Annotated in this window: 17 protein-coding genes, 1 tRNA gene and 1 CRISPR repeat array; of the genes, 11 read left to right on the top strand and 7 right to left on the bottom strand. The window is 41.4% G+C overall.

Features of this window, described 5'->3' with window-relative positions; translation table 11 throughout:
• Positions 1-50: 50 nt before the first annotated feature.
• From CV014_RS23830 to CV014_RS23820, 3 genes are all read right to left on the bottom strand, one after another.
• Complete coding sequence (locus CV014_RS23830; protein WP_236144290.1) at positions 51-701, bottom strand: retron system putative HNH endonuclease; 651 nt, start codon at positions 699-701, stop codon at positions 51-53.
• Positions 698-1,951, bottom strand: coding sequence for an AAA family ATPase (locus tag CV014_RS23825; protein WP_236144289.1), 1,254 nt, complete (start codon positions 1,949-1,951; stop codon positions 698-700). Before CV014_RS23825 ends, CV014_RS23830 begins: the two co-directional genes overlap by 4 nt.
• Before the next feature lie 574 nt (positions 1,952-2,525).
• Positions 2,526-3,431, bottom strand: coding sequence for a metallophosphoesterase family protein (locus tag CV014_RS23820; protein WP_236144298.1), 906 nt, complete (start codon positions 3,429-3,431; stop codon positions 2,526-2,528).
• Between the two features lie 124 nt (positions 3,432-3,555).
• On the opposite strand from CV014_RS23820, the gene CV014_RS23815 reads away from it, so the two are divergent.
• Complete coding sequence (locus CV014_RS23815; RefSeq protein WP_236144288.1) at positions 3,556-4,461, top strand: hypothetical protein; 906 nt, start codon at positions 3,556-3,558, stop codon at positions 4,459-4,461.
• 37 nt (positions 4,462-4,498) lie between these two features.
• Here CV014_RS23815 and CV014_RS23810 read toward each other — a convergent pair.
• Positions 4,499-4,572, bottom strand: a tRNA-Pro gene (locus tag CV014_RS23810).
• 353 nt (positions 4,573-4,925) lie between these two features.
• Here CV014_RS23810 and lipA point away from each other — a divergent pair.
• The 4 genes from lipA (at position 4,926) to CV014_RS23790 (ending at position 9,555) form a co-directional block, all read left to right on the top strand.
• A complete protein-coding gene (gene lipA, locus CV014_RS23805) occupies positions 4,926-5,819 on the top strand; it encodes a lipoyl synthase (RefSeq protein WP_236144287.1) in 894 nt (297 codons plus the stop codon).
• Between the two features lie 111 nt (positions 5,820-5,930).
• Positions 5,931-6,848, top strand: a complete 918-nt coding sequence (locus tag CV014_RS23800) for an NAD(P)H-dependent glycerol-3-phosphate dehydrogenase (RefSeq protein WP_236144286.1) — start codon at positions 5,931-5,933, stop codon at positions 6,846-6,848.
• Between the two features lie 665 nt (positions 6,849-7,513).
• Complete coding sequence (sigC, locus tag CV014_RS23795) at positions 7,514-8,764, top strand: RNA polymerase sigma factor SigC (RefSeq protein WP_236144285.1); 1,251 nt, start codon at positions 7,514-7,516, stop codon at positions 8,762-8,764.
• Between the two features lie 335 nt (positions 8,765-9,099).
• Positions 9,100-9,555: a Fur family transcriptional regulator gene (locus tag CV014_RS23790; RefSeq protein WP_103138055.1), complete on the top strand. Its 456-nt coding sequence runs from the start codon at positions 9,100-9,102 to the stop codon at positions 9,553-9,555.
• A gap of 351 nt (positions 9,556-9,906) precedes the next feature.
• Here CV014_RS23790 and CV014_RS23785 read toward each other — a convergent pair whose 3' ends face one another.
• Positions 9,907-11,160 (bottom strand): peptidoglycan-binding domain-containing protein, encoded by a 1,254-nt coding sequence (locus tag CV014_RS23785; RefSeq protein WP_236144284.1) that lies wholly within the window; start codon positions 11,158-11,160, stop codon positions 9,907-9,909.
• 14 nt (positions 11,161-11,174) lie between these two features.
• Positions 11,175-15,263, bottom strand: coding sequence for a cobaltochelatase subunit CobN (cobN, locus tag CV014_RS23780; protein ID WP_236144283.1), 4,089 nt, complete (start codon positions 15,261-15,263; stop codon positions 11,175-11,177).
• Between the two features lie 91 nt (positions 15,264-15,354).
• On the opposite strand from cobN, the gene CV014_RS23775 reads away from it, so the two are divergent.
• The 3 genes from CV014_RS23775 to CV014_RS23765 all read left to right on the top strand — a co-directional run bounded on the left by CV014_RS23775 (position 15,355) and on the right by CV014_RS23765 (position 20,715).
• A complete protein-coding gene (locus tag CV014_RS23775) occupies positions 15,355-17,286 on the top strand; it encodes a GAF domain-containing sensor histidine kinase (protein ID WP_236144282.1) in 1,932 nt (643 codons plus the stop codon).
• 168 nt (positions 17,287-17,454) lie between these two features.
• Positions 17,455-18,147 (top strand): N-acetylmannosamine-6-phosphate 2-epimerase, encoded by a 693-nt coding sequence (locus CV014_RS23770; protein WP_236144281.1) that lies wholly within the window; start codon positions 17,455-17,457, stop codon positions 18,145-18,147.
• Between the two features lie 344 nt (positions 18,148-18,491).
• A CRISPR array of direct repeats spans positions 18,492-19,717; the repeat unit is 37 nt; unit sequence GTTTCCATCAACCATTTCCCCGCAAGGGGACTGAAAC.
• 116 nt (positions 19,718-19,833) lie between these two features.
• Positions 19,834-20,715 carry an MbnP family copper-binding protein gene (locus CV014_RS23765; RefSeq protein WP_236144280.1) on the top strand — a complete coding sequence of 294 codons (882 nt, stop codon included), beginning with the start codon at positions 19,834-19,836 and terminating at the stop codon, positions 20,713-20,715.
• Between the two features lie 89 nt (positions 20,716-20,804).
• Here CV014_RS23765 and CV014_RS23760 read toward each other — a convergent pair whose 3' ends face one another.
• The gene (locus CV014_RS23760) at positions 20,805-20,930 is read right to left on the bottom strand and encodes a ribbon-helix-helix protein, CopG family (protein ID WP_236144279.1); all 126 of its coding nucleotides are present in this window, start codon (positions 20,928-20,930) and stop codon (positions 20,805-20,807) included.
• A 37-nt stretch (positions 20,931-20,967) separates the two neighbouring features.
• Between CV014_RS23760 and CV014_RS23755 the strand changes: the two genes are divergently transcribed.
• The 3 genes from CV014_RS23755 (at position 20,968) to CV014_RS23745 (ending at position 24,200) form a co-directional block, all read left to right on the top strand.
• Entirely contained in the window at positions 20,968-22,140 is a 1,173-nt protein-coding gene (locus tag CV014_RS23755; protein ID WP_236144278.1) for an RNA-guided endonuclease InsQ/TnpB family protein, read from the top strand.
• Positions 22,141-22,205: 65 nt separating this feature from the next.
• A complete protein-coding gene (locus CV014_RS23750) occupies positions 22,206-23,366 on the top strand; it encodes a methanobactin export MATE transporter MbnM (protein ID WP_236144277.1) in 1,161 nt (386 codons plus the stop codon).
• Positions 23,367-23,534: 168 nt separating this feature from the next.
• On the top strand, positions 23,535-24,200 hold the full coding sequence (locus CV014_RS23745; RefSeq protein ID WP_236144276.1) for a Uma2 family endonuclease: 666 nt from the start codon (positions 23,535-23,537) through the stop codon (positions 24,198-24,200).
• The last annotated feature ends 760 nt before the right edge of the window (positions 24,201-24,960 follow it).

The raw sequence follows: 24,960 nt of genomic DNA, 5'->3' as shown, positions 1-24,960 counted from the left end.
TCCGCGTCTTTAAATATATAATTTTAGTTAAAATGAATTTTTCTTCAAATCTAAAAATAATTTTTGAGTATATAAATAATAGCTGCACAAAAAGGAGTGTATTCTCCAGTATTGTTTAATTCGTTATAGCCTTGAACTAACTTCTGTATTTCTTCGTAACTTAATCCTTGAGTAGCATCTAATGCAGCATCTATGGCTAATTTCCTCATATTCTTGAGTTTATCAATATTGAGTGCTAGTTTTTCAATTGTCGTTATGGCAGCATCCTGTTTTAATGGATCATCTGTTGGTTGAATTTCTCCCGCACCAGTGTACTTAAAAAAGGCTTCACAGTTTGGCTCTAAAGGCGATACCATTAGCTTTGCTTCATACCAATACTTTTTCTCATGCCCACAATGTACAGGAATTGGTGGTGGTTCTTCACTTTCTCCTTGACATGAAGCTATAAGATTTGTGTATTCCAATGCCAAACTAGGATATTGACTACGAGGTTTTAAATGTTCTATATGACTAGCCTGTCTAGTAATCCGCATTCCACAATAGCAGCAGATGAAACCTTGTTCTTTGAGTAAAGCATCATGTACAATAGGTTTTTCTGGTGCTTGAAAGTTATTATCCCAACTAGGTTGCCAATAATCATTCGCTAACGCCTTCCAACTAGTAAATTGCCCTGGTTCTCGATTCTTTTTGATGTACTTCATCGATTAAGAATTTCCTTTCTACGGATTAGTACATCTGCTCTAACAAACTCTGGTTCATCTGCGCCAATTTCTTCAACTAACTGTTGACGTAGTTGTCTAGCACCTTCTAAATTACTAGCATCAATCAATCTAAATAACTCTAAAATTTTATCTTTAATGATTTGGGGACGTTCTGGAACACCCATTAAATCTTCTAAAATCCGATTACTATCTCTACCAAAGGAACTTTCTGGGCGTTTGGCAACTATACCTTGCGTCGTTTTCTCTAATAAATAAATTCCTTCTGGTTTGATCTGGCTAATAACTTGTGGTGAATGCGTAGTTACAATAAATTGGCAATTAGGAAAGGTTCTGGTTAAAGCTGGAATTATTTCCCGTTGCCATTTAGGATGCAAATGTAATTCAATTTCATCAATTAAAACCACTCCATTTCCTTGTAGTGGTTCTGACAAACCAGGATTAGCAATTGCTAACCTTCTGGCTAAATCTCCCACCATTGCTAGTAAACATTTTTCTCCGTCAGACAGTTGATTAATAATTAATTCTTCACCGTCTTTGATTAATGTCATTCGTAGGGGAGAACGGCGTACTCGTAAATTAGAAAAATTGGGTAATAATGAAGTTACAGCTTGTCTGACTGCTTCTAGTTGTTGATCACGATAATCTAGTTGATCCCGTAATAGCTCGCTTTCTAAATCTTCTCTATTTCTAAACCATTGAAAAAAACTAGTAAAATTAACTTTTCCATCTATTAATGCTTCTCTATAGGCATCTATTTGTTTTAAATTATTCTGAGTAGGAATTTCTAGATTAATATCAGCAACTGCACGATTAACAGGATAGTAAACTGCCAAAGGTATATTGTATTGAGGTTCATTATACCAATGTCGCCACATAGCGTTAGCTGATGCTCTTGCCATTTCGTGCATAGCATCTTCCGAGACTCCACTACGACTTCTCAATAATTCCCAGCTATCTTCTCCTCCATTTGATGAAATTGTAAGTTGAAGTTTCGTCAATGATGAGTTATTGGCAATATCTAGTTCATTGAACTTTCTTAATTCTTCTATAGGAACAACTCCGCCAATCCACTCCATAAAACGAGAAAGCAAGAGAGAAAGAGCATCAAGTATACTTGATTTGCCTACACCGTTGATACCAATAATTATATTTGGTTCTCTTTGATTGAAATTAAGAGTCAAATCACTAATGCCGCGAAAATAATTAATTTCCAGACGTTTAATTTTCATGATATTAACTAGAATTTCATTATTTCGACAAGTGTTTTACGTCACAATGTATATATTGTAATTCAAAATAGTATAGTTACCCATATGTTAAATAAAATATAAAATATATTATTGTGTCTTCAAGACATGAAAACCCTAAAAATATATCAAAATTGCATAACTTGTGAACAATTGCACTCACTTTAAGGTAATGGCTTTTACAGCATTTAAAGCTGCTCATGAATTATGAATAATGAGGAAGCCGTGAGTGAGGGATAGGGAAAGATGGTGAATCAGAATCTAGTCAGCTTGATGAGTTTCATAGCTGCTATCGGTTTCAGTATTGGTGCAATCACCATAATTCAATCTATGAATATACCTGTTCTTGTAACTCTCAGTGCTTCTTTATTTAGTTGTTTTGCTTTGATAGTTTTTATTCTGATATACAGTCTAGTATCTCATTTCAAATGAGAGCGAAATTCAATTACATATTACTTGTGGGAATATCAGGGCGATCGCTAGGAAAATTTACTACTTCAACTTAATACCTAATCATAGCGATCGCCTGGGTGATCTGGATGTTCAACTTAAACATTTAGCTGAGTTTGATTACACCCCGATCAAAGACGCGATGATTAGTACCAATAGCAACGACTTCGATTTTATCGGGATAAACATCATAAGCAGCAAAGCTTAAATTACTGGTAGAATATTCTGTCCATTCTGAACGACTTACAGGACGATTTCCTGCGCCTGCACCACAAACTAAATAGGTAGTTCCATCAATAGCGCGAGTGCGTTCGTAACTATGTTCATGTCCATTGATATACAATTGCACACCATATTTTTTAAATAATGGTGTGAAGGTTTTAATAAATTCAGAATTGCTACCATAGACACCAGAAGAATAAATTGGGTGATGTCCAAAGACAATTTTCCAAGTAGCATCACTACTACTTAACTCTTTTTCTAACCAAGGTAATTGATTTTGCCAATCAGCATTACCATTGGTGTCTAAAGCAAAAAATTGCACCCGTTCCCGACGAAAAGTATAATATCTGCGTCCGTTCATATTAAACCCAGGATATTTGACTTGCGGTTCGCCATTATCAGTGCGAATGTCATGATTACCTAGACAAGCTTGAAATTTTACACCACGTTTGAGTAAATCTTGATAGGGACGTTCAAAAACAGCCTGGACTTTTTCAATTTCGCCGTTGTTGTAAATGTTATCACCTGCTAACACAACTAAATCATAAGGATTGCGCTGGTGATATAGCGTCATCGCCTTAGCTACAGCATACTGTCCTTTGGCACCGGTGCCAGTATCGGCTACAGACACAAACCGCAAGAGTAAATTTTTTTTCGGTGGTGTAGCTGCGGTGACAGAATCTATCAGTTGCTTACGGCCATTTTGATGAATTAACGTCCAAGTTAACACTCCACTACCAACGGTGCTGAGACTACTTAACAATAAAAATTGCCGACGGTTGAGTTTCATCACACACTAAATTTTCATAATTTGTAATTCGTAATTGTATTATGTAGACGCAGCTTTAACATAGGGTAAGAATACAAATTGCTAGATAGTTGTAGATATAATCTGTGCTTTTGGTGAAATTTCCATGTCACAAGACAAACCTCCTGAATCAACAAATAAATCTTCGTCGAGAAGTCAACCCCGCCCAAGAACAGTCCAACCTATTTGGAAAGGGATAATTCTTCAAATTCTCAGGGGAACGATAGGAATATTAGAAACCACCGTAGAAAAACTAGAAACTCCATCCACTGAAACAACACCAGGATTTTGGCGATCGCTAGAATCTAAATGGAGTAGATTTTTACTTAAGCAAGTCCGTCCTTTTTTACCATCTAATCTATCTACAAAGGTGACGGATACAGCTTTGACAGGAATCATTGCTAGTGTCTTGGCGGTAATTGTGGTGTGGACAACTACAACTGTATTCACCAAAAAGCCCACTCAAATTGCAACAGTTCCCCCAGCCCAAGAAGTTCCCACACCCACGCCTACAACAACACCAACTCCACAAAGCACTACACCACCAGAACCACAGCCATCAGCAGAAATCACACCCACCCCAGAAGCAGAACTAACTCCAGAACCAGAACCGACACCAGAACCAACCCCAACCCCAGAACCAGAACTAACCCCAGAACCAACACCAACACCAGAACCAACATCAACGCCAAGAATAGAATTAACCCCAGAACAAAGACTAATTGCAGCCATTGAAACTCAAGTGGCAGAAATTAGCGATGCTTACGTTTCCGGCATCATAGAATCAATTCAAGCTAACTTCCGCAGCAGTAGCTTGACTGTAAAAATTAAAGATGATTGGTACAATCTCCCAGAATCTCAGCAAAATCAATTAGCCGCAGACATATTACAGCGTTCTCAAAAATTAGATTTTGCTCATTTAGAAATTATCGATTCCCAAGAGAGATTAGTCGCACGTAACCCCGTTATCGGAACTGAGATGATTATTTTTCAACGTAGGACAACAATTTAATTTTGGTGACAAATAATTTGTCGCTCTAAAACAACAATCGGGATGACTGGATTCGAACCAGCGGCCCCTTCGTCCCGAACGAAGTGCGCTACCAAGCTGCGCTACATCCCGTAAATTTTCACACACTCCTAAACATAGCACAAATTCTGAATAGTCAATAGTCAATAGTCAATAGTCAATAGTCAATAGTCAATAGTCAATAGTCAATGGTCAATAGTCATTAGTCATTAGTCATTAGTCATTAGTCATTAGTCATTAGTCATTAGTCATTAGTCATTAGTCATTAGTCATTAGTCATTAGTTTTATCTCCCTTGTTCCCAGTCCCCAGTCCCCAGTCCCCAATCCCCAGTCCCCATTCCCCATTCCCCATTCCCCCATATATATAGATATAGTGAAATGTCTTCAGCGAGGAATTTGCTTGCTAGGATTAGATTTGTACAACTTTGAGTGGTAAGGGCGGATTGTGACAGTTAAACCAGACTGGTTGCGAGTAAAAGCTCCTCAATGGGAGCGCGTTGGCAATGTTAAAGAGATTTTACGAGATTTAGCACTCAATACAGTTTGCGAAGAAGCGTCTTGTCCTAATATTGGGGAATGCTTCCAAGCTGGAACGGCTACATTTTTAATTATGGGGCCGGCTTGTACTCGTGCTTGTCCTTATTGTGATATCGACTTTGACAAAAAACCCAAAGCTTTAGATCCTACAGAACCAGCACGATTAGCCGAAGCTGTACGCCGGATGAAACTGAATCATGTGGTGATTACCTCTGTGAATAGAGATGATTTACCAGATGGTGGTGCGGCTCAATTTGTACAGTGTATTGAATCTGTGCGGAAAGTTTCACCAAACACTACAATTGAAGTGTTAATTCCTGATTTATGCGGTAACTGGAATGCTTTAGAGATAATTCTCCAAGCTGCACCAGAGGTATTAAACCACAACACAGAAACAGTTCCAAGGTTATATAAACGGGTGCGACCTCAAGGTAATTACGATCGCACACTAGAATTACTTAAACTCAGTCGTCAACTTGCACCTTGGTTGTACACCAAATCTGGGATTATGGTCGGATTGGGTGAAACTGATGCCGAAGTTCGTCAAGTTATGCAAGACTTACGCTCTGTAGATTGTGATATTTTGACTATCGGGCAGTATCTCCAACCGAGCCAAAAACACTTGCAAGTACAAGGCTTTATCACACCAGAACAATTTGCAGCTTGGCAAGCTTATGGTGAAGAATTAGGATTTTTGCAAGTTGTAGCATCACCCCTAACCAGAAGTTCTTACCATGCTGAACAGGTGCGGGAACTGATGGAACGCTATCCACGCCAGAGAGTGGTGAGTGGTGAGTGCTGAGTATTGAGTGCTGAGTGTTGAATGCTGAGTGTTGAGTATTTGGAATTTTGTAGGCGTAAGCTTTCTCGTAGAGTATTTTGAATTTTGAATTTTGAATTTTGAATTTTAAAGGTGCAAGGAAATACAGTCGCAATTTTGGGTGCAGGTGCTTGGGGTGCAGCTTTAGCAAAGTTAGCAGCAGAAAACGGCCATAGAGTTCGTATGTGGTCACGCCAGGGATCTGCCACCTTGGCAGAGGTTTTACAAGATGCTGAAATTGTTCTTTCTGCAATTTCGATGAAGGGTGTGAGAGATGTTGCATCTCAAGTACATTCTTTCACCCCTTCACCTACCACTATCTTTGTGACGGCAACAAAAGGACTAGAACCACAAACCATCTTTACGCCGTCGCAAATTTGGCAATCAACTTTTCCTGATCATGCAGTTGTGGTGCTGTCGGGGCCAAATTTATCGAAAGAAATTGAACAATCATTACCAGCTGCTTCGGTTGTTGCTAGTCGTGACACAACAGCCGCCGAAAAAGTGCAGCTGGTATTTTCTTCTGCGCGGTTTCGCGTCTATACCAATGCTGACCCCGTAGGTGTGGAATTAGGCGGTACACTCAAAAACGTAATTGCGATCGCAGCTGGAGTTTGTGACGGTTTACATTTGGGAACTAACGCCAAAGCCGCTTTAGTCACTCGCGGACTCACAGAAATGGTTCGCATCGGCAATTACTGGGGCGCAAAAACGGAAACCTTTTATGGTTTATCTGGTCTAGGAGATTTGTTAGCCACCTGCAATAGTCCTTTAAGTCGTAACTACCAAGTCGGCTATCAACTAGCTAGCGGTAAGTCACTTACAGAAATTCTCTCCCATCTACCAGGAACAGCTGAAGGAGTAAACACTTGTCAGGTATTAGTCCAACTAGCCAGACAGAAAAACATAGTTATTCCTATTACCGAGCAGGTTTACCGATTGTTACAAGGTGATGTCACTCCTAGACAAGCCCTCGAAGAACTGATGCTTCGTAATATTAAACCGGAATAGTCAATGGTCAATGGTCAGTAGTCAATAGTCAACAGTCAACAGTTATTAATTTTTCCCCTAAACCCTTACACCCTTACACCCTCACACCCTCACACCCCTAAACCCCCACACCCTTAGTTAACAAAATGAAGAAATATTGATGTAATCCGAACTAAGTATGAAGTGTTGATGAAAAATTGCTAATTGTGAACAATTTGATTGTTGAAAGTATCAGTTGTAACAGACCACTTGAACCTCTGGAATTATATGTTACCTCTCATTGTTCCTCAAAAATCCCTAGAAAAAAATTAGAAAATCGTCAGGAAAACAGTTTCATATCCATGTAGATGTGACTATACCAATGATAAACATGATTTCCACTGAATGATGTTTATACAAAATCCTAAAGTAGCAACTAATATCCCTGATGTTTGAAAAGCTGACTCGGTAGTTCAGAATCTAAAGCCTAATTGTGGATTTGAATAGCTATTGGTTCAATCAAAAGTTTAGCAACCGAGCTTAGTTCGGTGTTAATGCTTGCCAGAACCAGTAATTTGTTTTGCAAAAAAACATTACTGGAATTCTCAACCGTGTTAGATCATCTAAAATCACGGGAACAATAGCAACAGTTAAATTTCAATAGCTGACCGCAATCTATTGTTACCTGGAGCCATAGAGACGATTTTATGCCAGCAACATCTTTTTACGCAGATGCCGCCTACAATACCCCTAAATCCCGCCAGATGTTAGAACCTGATCTGACGGTTGATGATGGTGAGTTTTTGGCTGACGATCTCCATGATTTGGAAATTGCTGCGGCTGACCCCAATAATTTTGCTGCTAACAGTAACCGTCGCAGTACAGACTTGGTACGTCTATATCTTCAGGAAATAGGCCGAGTTCGGTTGTTAGGACGCGACGAAGAGGTTTCCGAAGCCCAAAAAGTCCAGCGTTACCTTAAATTGCGGACAGTGTTAGCTAATGCAGCTAAACAAGGAGATGCAGTCGCCACTCCCTATCTTAACTTAATTGAAGTTCAAGAGCGTTTAGCATCGGAGTTAGGACACCGTCCTTCTTTGGAAAGATGGGCTGCTACGGCTGGTGTGAAGGTAACTGACCTAAAGCCGATTTTATCTGAAGGTAAGCGTCGTTGGGCAGAAATTGCCAAAATGACCGTTGAAGAATTGGAACAAATCCAATCTAACGGTTTACAAGCCAAAGAACACATGATCAAGGCAAATCTGCGTTTGGTTGTGTCGGTGGCGAAGAAATACCAAAATCGTGGTTTGGAATTACTAGATTTAGTCCAAGAAGGGACTCTTGGTTTAGAAAGGGCGGTGGAAAAATTTGATCCTACCAAGGGTTATCGCTTTAGTACCTATGCTTACTGGTGGATTCGTCAAGGAATCACTAGAGCGATCGCCACTTCTAGCCGCACAATTCGCCTGCCTGTCCACATCACAGAAAAGCTCAACAAAATTAAAAAGGCTCAACGCAAAATTGCTCAAGAAAAAGGTCGCACTCCGACTTTAGAAGACTTGGCCATTGAGTTAGAAATGACACCAACTCAAGTACGGGAAGTTCTATTAAGAGTACCTCGTTCTGTTTCTTTAGAAACTAAAGTTGGTAAAGATAAGGATACCGAACTCGGTGAATTATTAGAAACCGATGGTGTTACTCCTGAAGAAATGTTAATGCGAGAATCTCTACAAAGAGACTTGCAACATTTATTAGCAGACTTAACTAGTCGGGAGCGAGATGTCATCCTCATGCGGTTTGGTTTAGCTGATGGTCATCCTTACTCACTGGCTGAAATTGGTCGCGCCTTGGATTTATCACGGGAACGCGTCCGCCAAATTGAATCGAAAGCTTTACAGAAGTTGCGTCAACCCAAACGCCGTAACTTAATCCGCGATTACTTGGAATCTTTGAGTTAATTAATAGTCAACGGTCAATAGTCAATAGTGAACAAAACTTATACTATAGATTGTTGACTATTGACTATTTATTTGCATATACATCCTTTGATCCCCAGATACATAAGCAGTCATTGCTTATTAGAAATTTCTGCCAAAAATAACTTGTGTAACAACACAATTATTTTTGGCAGAAATATTCAAATTGGGGATCAAACTTTTTATAATTTATCTTGTAAGCTTCATCAGTTATTTTAAAAAGCTTAATAATTATTCTCAATAAGCAATGATTGTTGCAAACCGATCAAAACATTTGCTATATTCTCAATTAATAGGCTTTGTTGAGAAAAATTAGTATGACTGTCTACACAACTACTTCACTCAAGGCAGAATTAAACGAACGTGGTTGGCGTTTAACTCCCCAGCGAGAAACTATATTACATATCTTCCAAGAACTACCTCAAGGCGAACACTTAAGTGCTGAGGATTTATACCACCGCCTAGAAGGTGATGGTGAAGGAATTAGCCTTTCTACTATCTACCGCACTTTGAAATTGATGGCGCGGATGGGGATCTTAAGGGAACTGGAATTGGGAGAAGGGCATAAGCACTATGAAATCAATCAACCTTACCCCCATCACCATCATCACTTAATTTGTGTACGTTGTAACTCCACAATTGAGTTTAAAAATGACTCTATTTTAAAAATTGGAGCTAAAACTGCTCAAAAAGAAGGATTTCATCTGCTTGACTGCCAAATGACAATCCATGCAGTGTGTCCCAAATGTCAACGGGCTTTAATGCCGCTTTAGCCCTCATTACAAGAAGGTAGAAGGCAAAAAGCACAAGTAAATTAAATATTAATTATTAATTGCCGATCCGATTAGCTTTTCGCCTCATACCGATTGCCTAAAAACAAGTAACAGATGTGAGTCAGACAAATCTTGCTGCATCTAATACCAATTTGAAAAATGATGGCGACAAATGGATTGCCCAAAAGCTTCCCAGTAAAGCATTACACAATCCAAAATCCAAAATCTAAATCCAAAACGGTATAAGTTTTTGAGTCTTGTGAGCGTAGCAGGGCATAGTCTATTGCAAATTACTATGTGGAGGTAAATCAACTGTTACAAATTGATACAAAGCAAATACGGAAGTGGGTGCTAAAAGCGTCCACTTCTAATATCGTTGAGGCTGATGCCATAGAATTCTTGTGCTAGTCTAATGGCATTTTTGGTATCTTCTGCCATTAGTCCGTTTAGTTGACCTTTATAGAATCCTCTGGCTTGCAGTCTGCGTTGGATTTCTAAAACACTAAAATCGCCTTTTGGTGTTTTGTTGACTAAGCTATACAATTTAGCTCTGGTAGTGGGGCCAGCAACGCCACTGACAGCTAAATAGTTTTCGGCTTGAAATCTTTTAACAGCATCTGCGGTGTAAGAGCCAAAATAGCCATTGGGTTGTCCCTGCAAATACCCGGCTTGGATTAATTGTTCTTGTAAGACTCGCACCGCTTCACCGCGATCGCCCATTTTGAGTTGATCCTTACTGGTATTAGTGGTGCTATTGTTAGCCGTGCTAGTATTAGCTGTCTGTCTAGGGGGAGCAGTTCTACCACCTACACCCAGTCGAGGTAATTTCGCTAGTGTCGCTGGCCCTACAACCCCATCAGCGTCTAGTTTGTAGGCAGTTTGAAACCTTTTAACAGCTTCTTGAGTCACCGGGCCGAAAATGCCTGTGGCGTTACCGTAATAAAACCCCGCCACTCGTAGACGTTCTTGCAGAATTCTCACATCTTGGCCTTCATCACCGGAAGCAAGATAGTTGGGATTTTGGCGTTTTGTAGTGACAGAATTAACTACTGTAGTCTGTGTAGGACGAGTATTGGCGGTAGTGCTGGTTTGTCTGGGACGTGTAGTAGCCGTGGTACTAGTGCGAGTTTGTGTATTGTTCGTGGTAGTTTGTCTGGTGGTTGTCCCATTACTTACAGGGGTAGCTGTGAGTGGTTGACTAATGACTGTCGCTGACGGCCATTTATCCAATCTTTCCAAAGTGCTGGTACCGACAATACCATCAACAGGTAAACCTGCTGCTGCTTGAAAACTCCGCACAGCCGCCTCTGTATTAAAATCGTAAACTTGGGTAATTTGTTCACGATAAAAACCTGCGTTGCGTAGCTTTTCTTGGAGATTTCTGACGGATGGCCCTTGATCTCCTCTTTCTAATGCCCAGACGCTGCTAACACTGCTTAAAACTGCTAATGTCAGAGCAAGAGGTAACATATGCTTCCAAGCCCTGCTAGAAAGACGTTGCCAATTAGGTAACGTAGCCTTATCTAATAGGGGGGTAAAAGAAACAAACTCACTATCGTTTCCTTCGTAGGCGGAAGCTAGATATAAATACGCGATATTGTCCATAGTTCTTACACCACTTACTTTTCTTCAATCGATGCTTCAGCTTGATGTACTAAACTGCGTAAATTTTCTAGTGTTTGTATATTTACATCCTGCCATAAACCGCGCTTGTGTGACTCTAATAATTTTTCCGCAATATCACGTAGAGCATGGGGATTTTTATTTTGAAGAAAATCACAAACTACTGGATCAAGTAAATAAGCTTGCATCACACCTTGATACATAAAGTCTTCCACACATCTAGCCGTGGCATCATAAGCAAATAAAAAATCCACAGTTGCTGACATTTCAAATGCACCTTTGTAGCCGTGGCGCATCATCCCTTCAATCCATTTGGGATTAACTACACGGGAACGGTACACCCGTGCAATTTCCGTTTTGAGTTGGCGGACGCGTGGTTGAGATGGAATGGAATTGTCACCGAAATAAGTTTCAGGATTTTGGCCTTGAATAGACCGCACCGCCACTGTTAAACCACCTTGAAACTGATAGTAATCATCAGAATCGAGCAAATCATGTTCGCGGTTGTCTTGGTTGTGCAGCACAATTTGCATTTGGGCTAATCTTTGGGTGAAGGCTTCGGGGTTGGGGACTGGGGATTGGGGACTGGGGATTGGGGACTGGGGATTGCTGAGTGTTGTTGTCTCCTCTGCTCCCCTGCTCCCCTGCTCCCCTGCTCCCTGCCCCCTGCCCCCTGCCCCCTGCCCCCCTGCCTCTTTCCTCTTGGAAGAATAGGCGTAAGAACTCCAGTTAATGTAAGCTTGGGCTAAATCTTGGTCGGTTTGCCAGTTTTGAGAGTCCATTAAGCCTTGGAGTCCTGCGCCGTAAGCACCTGGTTTAGAACCGAAGATGCGATAGTGCGATCGCTCTATTGCTGTTTCTACACTTAAGCCTTGTTGTAACCAAAACTCAGTTTCTTGTTGGACTTGGGCAGCTAAAGGATTTTGTTCTGGGGGTTCGTCTAGGGCAGCGACGGCGTTGACGGCTTGGTCAAATAAATCGATTAAGTTGGGAAAGGCATCACGGAAAAAGCCGGAAATGCGTAAGGTGACATCGACACGGGGTCTTCCCAAAATACTCAAAGGCAAAATTTCTAAGTCGATGACTCGCCGTGCTGCTCCATCCCACACGGGTCTAACACCTAGTAAAGCTAACGCCTCAGCGATATCATCCCCACCAGTCCGCATGGTGGCTGTTCCCCACACGGATAAACCTAGTGTTTTGGGATACTCTCCGTGTTCTTGAGTGTAGGATTCAATCAAGTTTTCGGCGGCTTTTCTGCCTACATCCCAAGCTGTTTCTGTAGGGATGGCGCGAATATCCACTGCGTAAAAGTTTCTGCCTGTGGGTAAAACCTCTGGTCTACCCCTAGTAGGTGCGCCTGATGGTGCGCTAGGGACGTATTTTCCATCCAATCCCCGCAGCAAATTTGTGATTTCCATCTGGGTTTGTTGTAAAGCGGGGAGGAGTTTGGTACTAATCCAGTTTAGGGAATTGGGAATTGGGCATGGGGCATGGGGCATGGGGAATTGGGGATTGGGCAAAAACTCTCCCCCTGCTCCCTGCCCCCTGCCCCCCTGCCTCATCATTTCTTCTACTAACACGGCTGCATACTCTTCCAGGATGCTCACAGCATCGCCTGCGGTGCGGCAGGGATGGGGGGTTTTTTGGGCTAGGATTTGTTTGTCGGTTGGGGATAATTCGCTGCTGAAATCGGCTGCAAGGGGGTCGATTTCTAAACCCCAAGCGTTGGCTAAGACTCTGGTAATTCCTGGGGAATGGCGGTTAGGAATGCGGGCGATCGCTATAATTAAATCCCGTAATTGTCTACCTTGGGGACATTGCCCAAAAATGTGTAAACCATCGCGAATTTGTGCTTCTTTTAATTCGCATAGATAACCATCTATTGAGTTCAAAATGTCTTTTTCGTCTTTAATCCCTAAATCTTGATAAAGATTTTCTTGGATGATTAGTTGTTGGATGCGATCGCGCAATGTAGGTAAACGGGAAGGATCTAAACTTTCGGCTTCATAATATTCATCAATTAAATTTTCCAGTTTTTGCAAAGCCCCGTAAAGTTCAGCGCGAGTCATCGGGGGTGTGAGATGGTCGATAATCACAGCTTGGGCGCGACGTTTGGCTTGTGAACCTTCACCTGGGTCATTGACAATAAATGGATACAAGTGAGGCATTGCACCAAAGGCGACTTCGGGGTAACAGGTATTAGATAATGCCAAACTCTTACCAGGAAGCCATTCTAAATTCCCGTGTTTTCCTACGTGGACAATAGCATCAGCCCCAAAACATTCCCGCACCCAATAATAAAAAGCTAAATAGTTATGAGTCGGTTCTAAATCCGGCGCGTGATAATTCACACTGGGGTCAAGGTCATAACCCCGTGATGGCTGAATACCGACGAATACATTACCGAGTTGAATACCAGGAATTGGGCATGGGGCATGGGGCATGGGGAATTGGGCATTGGGCATTGGGGTAAAATTTTCCTTGTCCCCCTTGTCCCCCTTGTCTCCCAGTCCCCAGTCCCCAGTCCCCAGTCCCCATTCCCCAACCCCCCATCTCTCCCCAATACCCTGCTGTACGGCTGTGGGTAAAGAGGCGAAATAGGCTTGATATTCTTCTACGGAGAGGCTTTGCTGTACTGGTCGCCAGTCTCTACCTTCTGGGTCATTGGTGACACCAGATGTTAAACGGGTGATTAATTCGTCACTATTAGTGGGGGGATTTTCTACTATATAGCCGCTTTGCTGTAAGGCTTGGAGGATTTCTATACAACTGGCTGGTGTATCTAAGCCGACACCGTTGGCTAAACGTCCGTCTCGGTTGGGGTAATTGGCTAAGATGAGGGCAATTTTGCGTTCTTGGGGTGGTTTTTGTCGTAGTTTCACCCAATTAGCGGCTAGTTGAGCGACAAATTCAATGCGATCGCTAACTGGTTCATACACTACCACATCGGTTTCTAAGTCAGAATTCCGAGTGTCTACTGTCTTAAAAGAGACTGCACGGCTGATAATTCTACCATCTACTTCCGGTAGTGCGACATTCATCGCAATATCACGGGGAGAAAGTCCTTGTGATTGTGTTGACCACTGCTCTAAAAATCCGCCACTCAAAATCACTTGCAATACAGGAACATCCAATTTTTCCCATAGTTCAGTCTGGGGCGTTTCTGTATCTAACCGTGCTAAAGAAAAACTTGTGGTGTTCAGTAATACTGCAACTTGTTCTGAGTCTTGGGGTTGGAAAAACTCCATCAACTCTGCCTGCACTTCAGGGTCACGCAAAGAAGAAACAAATATCGGTAAAGGCTGCAAGTTTTTCCTACATAAAGCCGCACACAACGCATCAATAACTTTAGTGTTCCCCGCCAAATAATGAGCGCGGTAGAATAATATACCGACTTTGGGCATAGGGCATGGGGAATTGGGAATAGACAAGGTAGCAATTTTCTCTTTGTCCCCAGTCCCCAATCCCCAGTCCCTAATCCCCAATCCCCAGTCCCCAGTCCCCAATCCCCAGTCCCCAATCCCCAATCCCCAATCCCCCAAATAAAAACCCACACGGGGAACTCTTTGCGGTGGTGCTGGGTTATATGCAGTTGCTAGACATTTATCGCTAATAAATTGCAGGGCATTAACAAAATTTTCTACGCCACCTTCATGGAAATACTGCCATATTTGATTAACAGTGGACACAGGCAAGGTAGACTGAGAAAACAATTCAGGATCAAGAGCATCGTCTCCTGGCATTACAATTAAATTTATGCCATTACGTTGCACAATTTCTTGCACTACTTCTAAACCGTAAGTCCAATAGGAACGTCCTCCTATTAGGCGTAAAATAATTACTTGGGCAAGTTCTAAAACTTGTTCAGCGTAAGTATCAATGCTTATTTGTTGCTGTAATAGTAATAAATTGGCTACTCTCAAAGCAGGAAATGTTGCAGGTAATTGGGGAACTGCCGCCGCCAGGGTTTGAATGTCGGTATCAGCAGCAGTAATCAAAACAAAGCTAGCTGGAGTTTGTTCTAAAAAAATGACACCTTCTGACTGATTCAATCCTACCGATGTGGTACTTATACGATGCATAATCCTGTATTACCGCTTTAAACTGTTGGTTAGAACATAATCAAACAAATTTTCAGCCTAGCACCCCACCCCTCTTACACAGCTATTGACAATGCTTAGTTCTCCTGATTTGAGCTTTTCTCGAAGTTTACCTGTAGTTGTATTTAATCAACTTGGGGAATTGTTGCAGCAAATGGCTCGTGCAGTGAAGACTGCTGCTTTGGTACTGACAGAGGCAATTTTGTCTAGAGTTCGTGTTCCTGTGGAGTGGGAAAGACAGAGGTTTACGTTAGTAGTATCTGAGCGTTTTAGTGCTTTGGTTGTAGGTGAGCAAGAACAACAAAGTCAGTTATGGGAAGAAATTTTACCTTTAAGTACGGATGGAGATCATGCTTCAGGTTCTTTACTCCATACTAGGCTGACATTTGATTTAGATGCGATCGCCTCCTTTATTTCGCAGTTGCAAGACTTGTTTGGATGTGATTCTTATACTTATCAACATTTAGAGAACTATCGCCAAGTTCTGCAACCTAATGATGCTGTCCTACAAAGTCAATTTTCCTTATTGTTATTAGAATATTTTTTACCACAATCAACATCAGAGTCAACAACATCTACACTAAAAAATGTACCAGAGTTTTATAGTTGTCAGCCGATAGAAGATGCCCTAAAAAAACAAATTTCTCAAGAGAGACTGCTAAATCAAGTAACGACTCAAATCCGCAAAAGCCTAGACTTGTCAGTAATTATGACAACGGCGATCGCCCAAGTCAGAGATTTTTTAGAATTAGATAGATTAGTAATATATAAATTTGAGAAGGCGCGAGTCAATAATTATAATTCTCTACATCCTGGCATAGCAAAATTACAAAATTATGGGGGTTGTATCGTTTATGAGGCTAGAGCTACAGAGACAATTCCCTCAGTATTAGATTATCAGGAAAAAACTTGTTTTAGTAAAAATTCCTCATGTTGGGAAAAATATCGTCAGGGTTTTACTCTAGTTGTGGATGATGTAGAAAAAACCTATGCTCTAGAAGGGTGTTTTTTAGATTTTCTCAGACAAAGCCAAGTCAGAGCTAAATTAGCCGCACCGATTATTTTTGAAGATAAACTCTGGGGTTTATTGATTGCTCATCAATGTTACAATCCTCGTCAGTGGACTGAGAGTGATAAAAGTTTACTGATTTCCATTGCTGAACAATTAGCGATCGCTATTCATCAGTCAGAGTTAATGCGATCGCTCACTCAAGAAAAACAAACCTTAGAACAACGCGTTATAGAACGCACAATGGCATTAAGAGACGCTTTACTCGCCGCCGAAGCCGCAAGTCGTCTGAGAAATGAATTTTTAGCCACCATCAGCCATGAATTACTCACGCCATTGACTTACGTAATAGGTATGTCTTCGACTTTATTACGCTGGCCTTTGGGTGAATTGAGTCAACGACAACGGGATTATTTACAAACCATCCATGATAGTGGCGAACATCTTTTAGAAATGATTAACGATATCCTCGATTTATCTCAAATTGAGGCAGGTAAAGCCGTATTAAACCTGGGAGAATTTTCTTTAGTCAAAATTGCCGAAAATACTCTAGAATCCTTATTAGAGAAAGCTCAAGCTGAACAAGTCACCTTAAAATTAGACTTGCAAATTGACCCCAAACGCGATCGCTTCATTGCGGATGTCACCAGAGTAGAACAAATCCTCTGGAATTTATTAACCAACGCCATTAAATTTACCCCAGAAGGCGGCAGCGTCACCTTACGTTTATGGGTAGAAGACGACACCGCTATTTTTCAAATTGAAGATACAGGTATTGGTATTCCCGATAACCAATTACCGCGACTATTTGAAAAATTTCAACAACTTGACACCCCCTATCGCCGCCGCTACGAAGGTACAGGACTAGGTTTAGCCTTAACAAAACAGTTAGTAGAACTACATCGGGGACGCATTGAAGTAGAATCAACAGTAGGTATAGGATCAATTTTTACAGTCTGGATACCATCACAGCAGATGGGAGCATTAAGTCAATAGTCAATAGTCAATAGTCATTGGAGATGTCTATATAAATTCAAGAGTTATCTTTCTGCGTTCTTCTTTGCGTCTTTGCGCCTACCCTGCGGGAACGCCAAGGGCGAATGCGTGAGCTTTCAAATAGTATTGTTAGCAAAACCGAAGTATTTATGCAAGAAGTCTACTGTAATGTCAATACTTCCAATTCCTGATTTCAATCAAGGACTAATTGTTTCTTGTCAAGCACCAATTGATTCACCACTGCATGAACCATCGGTAATTGCTGCAATGGCTGAAGCGGCTATCAATAACGGTGCTGTGGGTGTGCGTATCGATACACCAAATCATATTCGTGCTGTGCGTCAAAAAATTACAGCACCAATTATTGGTTTATGGAAGCACATCAGCACTGGCTATGATATGTACATTACTCCGCAATTTCATCATGCTGTTGCTGTGGCGGAAGCGGGGGCTGATATCATTGCCATAGATGCCACAACTAGAAAGCGTCCTGGTGATGAGACTACAGCAGATATCATCACTCGCATTCATGAGGAACTGGGTAAACCTGTCATGGCTGATGTTGACACTATCGCCGCAGCAAAGTTTGCGGTGGCGGCTGGTGCAGATATGGTTGGGACAACTCTTTACGGTTACACTGCTGTTACTCAAGATTTATCTCCTCCTGGTTGGGAATTGCTGACGCAGATGGTAGAACAGTTAGACGTTCCTGTAATTTGTGAAGGTGGAATTTCTTCACCGCAAATGGCGCGCAAGGCTTTAGATTTGGGTGCTGATGCTGTGGTAGTAGGTACAGCTATCACTGGAATTGATTTGCAAGTCAAAGCTTATACTTCTGCTTTGCTGATTAATTTTGATTAAGTTGTAATTATGTGATTTTTCTGTTCAAAACCTGATGTAAATAGACTTTCTGTAAGGTTTGTATCTTGCTTACTTTGGTTCAACTTTAAAAAATCCTCGACAATAGCAAATAGTCATCTTATGATTAGGTAATCAGCTTGATGTTTGACAAGTCGAAGCGGGGTCAAAAACCCCAGGGATTCGTCAAAATCGCCAGAACCTTGACAACATAATAATTACAGCGTTTCGATAATTCGGGAAGTTGCGAATTACTCGCAATAAGGCGGGCTGAAATCGACCTAATTTTGCGATTCGTCAAAATGCTTCCCAGGAAGCTTGCTCTATCTCAGTTTCAGTACCGAGCAGTTTCCATCAACCATTTCCCCGCAAGGGGACTGAAACATATTGTCCAGTCTTCGGATAACTTAGAAGACAATCAAAAGTTTCCATCAACCATTTCCCCGCAAGGGGACTGAAACATCGAGGCGATCGCAGACGTTATTAAACTATGAAACGTTTCCATCAACCATTTCCCCGCAAGGGGACTGAAACTTACCAGGAACGATTGATTGAGTATTTGAGGGGTCGTTTCCATCAACCATTTCCCCGCAAGGGGACTGAAACGTGCATGGGTATAGCTAATGAGGAAACCGCTACACGGGTTTCCATCAACCATTTCCCCGCAAGGGGACTGAAACTCCCATCGTCGTTGTAGACATCGGCGACTTTTAACTGTTTCCATCAACCATTTCCCCGCAAGGGGACTGAAACAGCCAATGAAACGACAACAACTAACCAAGCTTACCAAAAGTTTCCATCAACCATTTCCCCGCAAGGGGACTGAAACATTCAGGGAATTCATCTACAACCATTCCTCTGATTTCGGTTTCCATCAACCATTTCCCCGCAAGGGGACTGAAACGATACAGATACGAATTCACCACACAGGATTTATAGTTTCCATCAACCATTTCCCCGCAAGGGGACTGAAACGATTAGCTACATACATTAACCTATCACCTAATTTCCTGACGTTTCCATCAACCATTTCCCCGCAAGGGGACTGAAACTGTATGGTTAGACGGAGGTGAGCTATGAAACCAAGTTTCCATCAACCATTTCCCCGCAAGGGGACTGAAACATAACTCAGAACATCCCTTAGTCAGTTGGGAAAAGTGTTTCCATCAACCATTTCCCCGCAAGGGGACTGAAACCTAACGCTACACAAACCATCTGCGATCGCAAACCACTGTTAAGTTTCCATCAACCATTTCCCCGCAAGGGGACTGAAACACTGCTTTCATTTCCCTATACGCTGGTAGCTTGCAGGTTTCCATCAACCATTTCCCCGCAAGGGGACTGAAACATCTGTTTTATTGATACTTTCTTCACTCCATGTCACGTTTCCATCAACTATTTCCCCGCAAGGGGACTGAAACTGCACAAAATCTGCTTTTTTGGGCAATTGTAGCGCATTATCGTTTCCATCAACTATTTCCCCGCAAGGGGACTGAAACTTCTCCATTGAGCAGCAGATACAGGATTTATTGTTGCGTTTCCATCAACCTTTTCCCCGCAAGGGGACTAAAAAAGAAACCCAGAGTTTGACAGATTGTCATTTGACGCGGTGATTAGTGGCGATTTAGCATGACATTTGAGTGAATCTTGGGGAAACTGATGCAGTTGGCTATCAAACTAACAAAGAGTGTGCTATCAACAATTGCGATCGCTACTACTACCACCACCATAATTTTTCATCATCCTCTAGGTTTAGCCTCTGCTGCTCCAAACCAAGAAATTACGATTAAATTTGCCGCGAAAGTTGCTCAACAACCCTTTGAGTGTGGCAAAGTATACACTTTGGGAAAACCAGCCACCAAAGTCACTGCTTCTGACTTCCGCTTCTATGTCTCTGATGTGGCTTTGATTGATATTAATGGCAAAGCTACACCCCTAACCTTAACCCAGGATGGCAAGTGGCAATACCAAAATGTAGCCCTACTGGACTTTGAAAATAAAACTGGTAGTTGTGCTAACGGGACAGTAGAGACAAGAAACCAAGTAATTGGTACTGTACCCCAAGGCAAATATCAAGGACTGCAATTTACTTTGGGTGTTCCCTTCAATCTTAATCACGCTGATTCCGTAACAGCCGAATCACCCCTAAATCTCACTTCATTATGGTGGAATTGGTTGTTTGGGTACAAATTTGCACGCATTGATTTGGAAAGCGCAAAGCATAGTGCTAATGTCAAGCATGATCAGCCAAACCATCAGGCTTCCGGTTTTCCTATTCACTTGGGTAGTACCGCGTGTCAAGCTAGTGAAGGTAGTCAGAAACCATCAAAGTGTAATAACCCCAATACTGCAAAAGTCGTCATTGCTAAATTTGATCCCAATAAAAATGTCGTTGTTGCTGATTTGGCGGCGTTGGTAGCAAACACAAATTTAACAGTCAATCAACCAAATACCCCTCCTGGTTGTATGTCATCACCTGATGATCGTGACTGTATCAGCATTATGGAAAATTTTGGTCTACCATTTGCAGGTAAATCTGCCTCTAGACAGAAATTTTTTAGACTGGAATAGTATTTACGAGTTGTGATGCGTAAAGCCCCCGTCATTCATGCGGGGGATATAAGTTTCGACTACGCTCAACTGCCGCGAACAGGAAAAATTTATTTGTCCGTCAAAGTTCTGATTAATTCTCTGAGAATATCATTTAAACTACGCTCCTTGCTGCGACAATACTTCACAAGGATCTCGTATTCTTCATCTGAACATCTAACTGTTAATTTTTTCATGCCGTCATAATGACATTATTTGTGGTATGATACTAGCATGAAAACTCTGAAGTTTAAACTCTACCAGCACACAAGAAATAGATTCCTCAAGCGCATGATTAACGCGAGTGGGGTAATCTACAATCATTGTATCGCCCTACACAAACGCTACTATCGGATGTGGGGTCAACATTTAAGCTGTGCAAAACTTCAGTCTCATATCGCCAAATTGAGAAAGCGTAATTCATTTTGGCAGACAGTAGGTTCTCAGGCAGTACAAGATATTTGTCAACGCATTGAGAAAGCCTACCAATTGTTTTTTAAACATAATAAGAAGGGGGTTAGACCACCAGGATTCAAGAAAGTAAAGAAGTACAAATCATTCACTCTTAAACAAGCTGGTTATAAGTTTTTGGGTAGCAACAGAGTAAAAATTGGTAATCGAGTTTATCAATTTTGGAAGTCAAGAGAAATAGAGGGAACTGTCAAAACTTTAACTATAAAACGAACACCACTGGGTGAGTTGTTTATGGTTGTTGTGGTTGACCCTTCGGCTCCGCTCAGGGTCAACGCCGAGCGGAGCCGAGGCGTTGATGAGGGCAGTAAACCAGAAGTCGAGATTAAGACGGGTAAAATCGCTGGTTTTGATTTTGGGTTGAAGGCATTTCTCACTTGCTCAGACGGTACAAAAATCGAGTCTCCCCAGTTTTTCAAGCAATCCCTAAACGCTATTACCAAAGCTAGTAGACAGCACTCCAAAAAATTAAAAGGGTCATCTAATCGAGAACGAGCCAGGAAGAATTTAGTACGCAAGTACGAAGATATTTCTAATCGTCGGCGTGATTGGTTTTGGAAATTAGCCCATGAACTAACAGATAAATTCGATATTCTCTGTTTTGAAACTCTAAACCTCAAGGGAATGCAACGACTTTGGGGCAGAAAAATATCAGACTTGGCTTTTGGTGAGTTTATACAAATACTAGAATGGGTGGCTAAAAAGAAAAACAAACTGGTTGTTTTCATCGACCAATGGTATCCAAGCTCTAAAACCTGTTCTCACTGTGGGCATATTCTAGAAAGTCTTGATTTGTCAGCTAGAGAGTGGCGTTGTCCTTCCTGCCAGTCCGTTCACGGGAGAGACGAAAACGCCGCACGTAATATTCAAATGGTTGGGGCATCAACCATTGGGTTAGGTGATGTAAGTCGGGCTACGCCTGCAATTGCTGTTTGAGCCTAGAATCCCCCGTTTTGAAAACGGGGGAGTATGTCAACAGATTGTTTTTTGTCTTGTTTCCGATGAAATTAACTCGCTGGTTAACTCTAGCTATTATTTGTCTGTTATCTATTTGCTTGTCTATCGGACTGAGTAGGGTTTTGGCTGCATCCCCAACTTCAGAATATAACTGGAATCTTCCGGCTTGGATGCCAAAACCAATTGTGCCGGTTGATAATCCCATGAGTCCTGAAAAAGTAGAATTAGGACGACACCTATTTTATGAAAAACGCTTATCAATCACAGGTGAATTTTCTTGTGCTACTTGTCATATTCAAGCACTGGCTTTTACTGACGGTAAGTCGGTAGCTGTAGGGGCGACTGGAGAAAAACACCCCCGTAGTTCGATGAGTCTGGCTAATATTGGTTACAATCCTGTTTTGACTTGGGCTAACCCTTTCATGACAAGTTTAGAACATCAAGCCCTGGTACCCATGTTTGGGGAACATCCAGTAGAAATGGGTATGTCAGGAAAGGAAGAGCAAATATTAGCCATGCTGCGGGATGACTCTCAATATCGACAAATGTTTACAGCCGCTTTTGGTAATACTAAAGATGCAATTAGTCTCAATAATTTAACTAAAGCCATAGCTACTTTTGAACGGACTTTAATTTCTGTAAATTCTCCCTATGACCGCTATCGGTTTGGGAATGAGCAAAATGCCATTTCTGCTGCTGCTAAACGAGGAGAGAAATTATTCAACAGTGAGAACCTAGAATGCTTTCATTGTCATGGTGGGATTAATTTTACAGATTCAGTCACACATCAAAAATTAGCTTTTGTAGAAATTGCTTTTCATAACACTGGACTTTATAACATTGATGGTAAAGGAGCTTATCCACCAAATAATACTGGTGTTCATGAAATAACTGCGCTACCATCAGATATGGGTCGCTTTAAAGCTCCGAGTTTACGAAATATTGCCTTGACTGCTCCATATATGCACGATGGGAGTATTGCGACTCTTGAAGAAGTTATTGACCATTACAAAGTCGGTGGAAGAACTATTCATAGTGGTCAGTTTGCTGGTATAGGTAGTCAAAACCCTTTAAAAAGTAAATTTATTTCTGGGTTCGATTTATCTGCTAGTGAGAGACAAGATTTAATAGCCTTTCTACAAAGTTTGACTGATGAAAAGTTTATTAATAATCCTGCATTTAGTGAGCCGCATCATCAGCAATGAAATAGGCTAAAGTATTATGTTAAATGTAGTTTGACTTTCGTTACTCAAGCTAAGATAGTAGTTTTGCAGGTTTAATCAGAGCGATCGCCTCAACTTGGTGTCTGGTGAAAGCGTTATTATAGAGGCGATCGCAAATCACACTCCATCGGACTTGTAAGGTGTCTGGCAATGACCATCTCCTTAGAACAATTTAGCCAATCTTCTCTGGTGTTTCAGCAGTATGATGCAACTTGGCAAGACTATGAGAAGGTGCGAGATAACCCGAATCTTGATTGGCGTAAAATTGCATTTCATCAGGGATGGTTGTGGGTTGATATGGGAACAGAAGGACTAGGACATTCTTCTTTTAGCGATTTGATAACCATAATTTTTGGTTTCTGGGCGTTCCTACACCCAGAGATAGTATTGCAATCCTACGGACGCTGTTTAATTGAAAATCCTGAAACCCACGCCTGTGCGCCAGATTTAGTATTGTACAAAGGTCAAAATATTCCGAAATGGCAACCAGGTGAACCACGTCGGATTATTCTTGATCGTCATCGTCTACCTGATTTAGTCGGAGAAATTGCTGATACCACTTTAGGTATTGATTTGGATGAACAAAAGCGACTTTACGCTAGTTTAGGAATTGCCGAATACTGGGTAATTGATGTTAAAGGAATGCGATTGTTTGCATTTGGTTTAACTGCAACAGGTATCTATCAAGCGATCGAAGTTTCTCAGGTATTGACTGGTTTACCCATCGCCCTGATTGAACAAACACTAGAAAGATTACCCCAAGAAACTAACACCGCAGCCGCTAATTGGTTGATGCAGCAATTACAAACAAAATAAGTGCAAATTTAAAATAGACAATTTGGCGTTGCATAAATGCGTGATTAATTAAGCTTTTTTCACAAGGTTAACGATAGATGTTTCGCGCAAAGGCGCAAAGGCGCGAAACAAAATTCATCCTCTTAATCCAATACGGTTCAGTTAAGGCTAAAATCTGGGGTTTGTGAAGTAATGAAAAGTTCGTAGTAAGGACTTCAGTCCTTAGATGAGGACTAAAGTCCTCTCTACAAACTATTTTTTTAACTGAACTGTATTGCCTCTTAATCAGCAACGCTTGTTTTTTTAGCCGCGAATTCCATTCGTCGGGGCTAGGTGCAAGATATGTCTATACAGTGATAGCAAACGCATAAAATTGGGAAATTTAAGATTAATCTATTCGATTTGAATTACAAAAGTTTACATGAATTTTTTGGGCAGAGTCCCCTTAGCTTGGTTGCAATTGACTCGCTATAAACTACGCCTAGTTGTAGCGATTTTAGGTATTGCTTTTGCAGCTATTCTGATTTTTATGCAATTAGCTTTTTTAGATTCTCTCTATGATAGTCAAACAGCACTGCATAAACTTCTCAAAGCAGATTTGGTTTTAATCAACACTGATATGAAACTTTGGCGAACACTGGGGATTTTTCCCGACAGTATTTATATCGCGCCCTCAATTTTCGGGAAGTTGAATCTGTAAATTATGTTTACCACGCGCGAGATGATTTCCGCTATGGTAGTGTTCGCGGTGGCAAAGGAATTATTATTTTAGGGATTAACC

It is taken from the genome of Nostoc sp. CMAA1605, from assembly GCF_021596505.1.
In the GTDB taxonomy this organism is placed as follows: domain Bacteria; phylum Cyanobacteriota; class Cyanobacteriia; order Cyanobacteriales; family Nostocaceae; genus Trichormus.
This window is presented reverse-complemented; position numbering and strand designations above follow the sequence as displayed.